This window comes from Kribbella sp., assembly GCF_035655035.1.
In the GTDB taxonomy this organism is placed as follows: Bacteria; Actinomycetota; Actinomycetes; order Propionibacteriales; family Kribbellaceae; genus Kribbella.
Map to the genome: position 1 here is coordinate 1 of NZ_DASRVN010000008.1, position 3,414 is coordinate 3,414.

At 69.8% G+C, this 3,414-nt stretch carries 5 protein-coding genes; 3 read left to right on the forward strand and 2 right to left on the reverse strand.

Features of this window, described 5'->3' with window-relative positions:
- Positions 1-141 (forward strand): integrase core domain-containing protein (locus VFF46_RS00285; RefSeq protein WP_325034908.1); only part of this gene is annotated, 141 nt, incomplete at its 5' end.
- Here VFF46_RS00285 and VFF46_RS00290 read toward each other — a convergent pair.
- Positions 138-1,526, reverse strand: coding sequence for a hypothetical protein (locus VFF46_RS00290; RefSeq protein ID WP_325034905.1), 1,389 nt, complete (start codon positions 1,524-1,526; stop codon positions 138-140). The two genes, VFF46_RS00285 and VFF46_RS00290, sit on opposite strands and share 4 nt — an antisense overlap.
- Positions 1,523-2,026 carry a SigE family RNA polymerase sigma factor gene (locus tag VFF46_RS00295; RefSeq protein ID WP_325034906.1) on the reverse strand — a complete coding sequence of 168 codons (504 nt, stop codon included), beginning with the start codon at positions 2,024-2,026 and terminating at the stop codon, positions 1,523-1,525. Before VFF46_RS00295 ends, VFF46_RS00290 begins: the two co-directional genes overlap by 4 nt.
- A 125-nt stretch (positions 2,027-2,151) precedes the next feature.
- Here VFF46_RS00295 and whiA point away from each other — a divergent pair, with 125 nt between their 5' ends.
- Entirely contained in the window at positions 2,152-3,135 is a 984-nt protein-coding gene (whiA, locus tag VFF46_RS00300) for a DNA-binding protein WhiA (RefSeq protein ID WP_137256843.1), read from the forward strand.
- A gap of 83 nt (positions 3,136-3,218) precedes the next feature.
- Positions 3,219-3,414, forward strand: a 196-nt coding sequence (locus VFF46_RS00305) for a hypothetical protein (protein ID WP_325034907.1), incomplete at its 3' end; no start/stop codon positions are given.

The following is a 3,414-nucleotide window of genomic DNA, read 5'->3' on the forward strand; positions in this document are numbered from 1 at the left end:
CGCTTCTACGACTCAACCCACCAACGCAACACAGCCCTGCCCGGCTGGCTCCACTTCTACAATCACCACCGACCCCACAGCTCAACCGGCGGCCAACCACCCATCACCCGACTGACCAACCTCCCTGGACATCACAGCTAGTCGAAGTCTGCGTCGACCTGCTTGGTTGTGGTGTACACCTGCTTGCCGTCGGCGTCGAAGCCGCGGACTCGGACCTGCTTCAGGTCCGAGTTCCCACCGGTGAGACCCCAGATGTAGAAGCCGTTGGAGATCAGCGCGCGGGTCGGGCCCTGCTTCGGCAGGTCCACGACCAGCTGAGCCACCCCGTCCGGAACCATGCCGAACTCGAACGTTTCGGCGATCTTCCCGTTCGGCTGGACGACGCCCCGGGTGTAGTCGTAGGCGCCGCCGGCTGTCGGCGTGAGCATGTGGCACCACGCGAAGCTCTTCCGGTCCGGCGAGATCAGTACGGCGGTGAGCTTGTCGCCCGAACCAGTCTTGAGTGCGACCTGCCAGTCCTTGGTGACCGGATCGACCGGGGACCCGCCGTTGTCCTTCCAGTAGACGTCGTCCACGCCGCGGCAGCGGGTGGTGACCTGTTCGTCGGTCAACGGGCTGACCGGCGGCGCGGGCGCGAGTGACTTACCGGTGGCCGGGTCCTTGGTGACCTGCGTGCGCGGGGTGATCGGATCGGCGGTCTTCAGGACGGCGCTCTTTTCGACGGCGCCCGGCTGGTTCCGCGGCTGGTTGAGCTGTTGGTAGATCTTCTTGCCGTTGGCGTCGTAGCCGCGGATCTTCGCGATGATCACGATGCCCGGGATGCGCGTGTAGTCGAGGGTGAAGAACCCGTCCTTGCCGACGAGTGCCTCCCGCGGTTCCTGTTCGCCGGCCAGGTCGACGAGGACGCGCCGTACGCCGGGTGTTGCGATCCGCAGCCCGTTCTCCTCGGCCTGTGGGAGGTGGTGCGGGCTCCCCGGCAGCACCGTCCGGACAGCGGCGCGGATGGCGGCGGTCCGGTGTGCGACAGCGCCCGCCGTGCAGGTCAGGACGGTCGACTTGTCGGGGGACAGGAACATCGCGCTGAACGCGTCCCGGCTGCCGGCCTTCACGACGACCTGCCACCGATCGTCGAACGGGCCTCCGGCGCCGTTCGGCTGCCCCGACCCCGGAGCGGCGGCGCACTGTTGCACGGCCTGGGCGTCCGGCACCGGACTGACGTTCGGCGGCGGTACGACGAGCTTGCCGGTTTCGTCGTCGATGATCCGGCCGGTCTTCACGTCCATCGTCAGCGTCATACCCGGCGTCGGTGTGCCGGCCGGTGCGGCGCTGTCGTCGCGGTTCGCTGACCAGGTGGCGACGCCCGCGATGATCACCCCGGTCGTCAGTGCGGCGGTGGACGCGGTGGCGAACCGGGCCTTGCGGGCCGAGCGCCGGGCGCGCAGCAGCAGGGCGTCGATGTCGGTGCCGTGGGGCTGGTCGGAGTCGTCCGCGGCCGCGGCCAGCAGGTGCTCGATGTCGGGGCTCACGTGGCGCTCCGTTCTGGGTGGTCGATGAGTTCGCGGAGGCGGGTGAGGGCTCGGGAGGTCTGGCTCTTCACGCCGCCGGTGCTGATGCCGAGGATGTCGGCGGTCTGTTCGATGCTGAGGTCGGCGTAGTGCCGCAGTACGACGCACGCTCGCTGACTCGGGGGAAGGCCGGCCAGGGCGCGTACGACGAGCAGGCGGTCGTCGATCGTGCCGCCCGGATCGGGCAGGGGAGTGGGGTCGTCCGCGTCCACCAGGCGTTCACGGCGCCAGGGTCTGCGGGACTGGTCGAGCACCGCGGTCACCAGGCACTTGTGGGCGTACCCGTTCAGGCCTTGCGTACGGTCGATGCGGTGCCAGCGCCGGTACACCTTCACCAGCGCGTCCTGGGCCGCGTCCTCGGCGCGGTGCCAGTCGCCGCACATCAGGTACGCCGTACGGCGCAGGCGGCGGATCGCCGACGTCGCGAACTCGGTGAACTCGGCTTCGTCCGGTGCCTTCATGCCCCTCCTCTCAGGTTGTCGACGAGGTAACGGGACCAGCCGCGCGGAAGGTTGCAACGTAACCGCGGCACGCGGCGCCCGTTGGTCCTCCGAGGGTCTTTGACATGGGTGGGAGGATGCTTTCTATGGCGATGACAGCACAGGTGAAGTCCGAGCTGACCAGCATTCAGGTCACGAAACCGTGTTGCCGCAAGGCTGAGGTCTCGTCGATCCTGCGGTTCGCGGGCGGGCTGCACCTGGTGTCCGGGCGGATCGTCGTGGAGGCGGAGCTGGACAGCGGCGCCGCGGCCCGGCGGTTGCGCAAGGACATCGCCGAGATCTTCGGGCATCCGTCGGACGTCGTGGTGATCTCCCCGTCCGGCATCCGCAAGCAGACGAAGTACGTCGTGCGCGTGGTCCGCGACGGTGACGCGCTGGCGCGGCAGACCGGCCTGGTGGACAACCGCGGCCGTCCGGTCCGCGGCCTGCCGCCGGCGGTCGTGTCCGGTGCGTCGTGCGACGCGGTTGCCGCGTGGCGCGGCGCCTTCCTGGCGCACGGTTCGCTGACGGAGCCCGGCCGGTCGTCCTCGCTCGAGGTGACCTGCCCGGGTCCGGAGGCGGCGCTCGCGCTGGTCGGCGCGGCCCGCCGGCTCGGCATCGGTTCGAAGGCGCGCGAGGTCCGCAACGTCGACCGGGTGGTGATCCGCGACGGCGACGCGATCGGTGCGCTGCTGACTCGGCTCGGCGCGCACGAGTCCGTGCTCGCGTGGGAGGAGCGCCGGATGCGCCGCGAGGTCCGCGCCACCGCGAACCGGCTCGCCAACTTCGACGACGCGAACCTCCGCCGCTCGGCCCGGGCCGCGGTGGCCGCGGGTGCGCGGGTGGAGCGTGCGCTGGAGATCCTCGGCGACGACGTACCCGATCATCTGCAGGTGGCCGGCAAGCTCCGGCTGGAGCACAAGCAGGCAAGCCTCGAGGAGCTCGGCCAGCTGCACGAGCCGGCCCTCACGAAGGACGCCGTCGCGGGCCGGATCCGGCGGCTGCTGGCCATGGCGGACAAGCGCGCCGCCGACCTCGGCGTCCCGAACACCGAGGCCAACCTGACCCCGGAGATGCTCGACCCGGCCTGACCGGATCGTTATCTTCACGGGCCCGTACGACGCTTGCGAAGTTGATTGGATCGGCGCAACGGGGGTTGCCATCCGATGAACACGTGAGGACGACGATGGGTACCCAGGAAGAAGAAGCCGCTGCGCTGGCGGAACTCGAACGCGTACGGACCGAGAACGCGATCAAGGAGATGCAGCGCGCGGAAGAGCTGCGGAAGCTCCAGGAGCAGCAGCAGAACAAGATGGTCGCCGACGGCCGGCCGGCGGTCAGTTGGCCGGACAACGAGGTGCAGGCCGCAC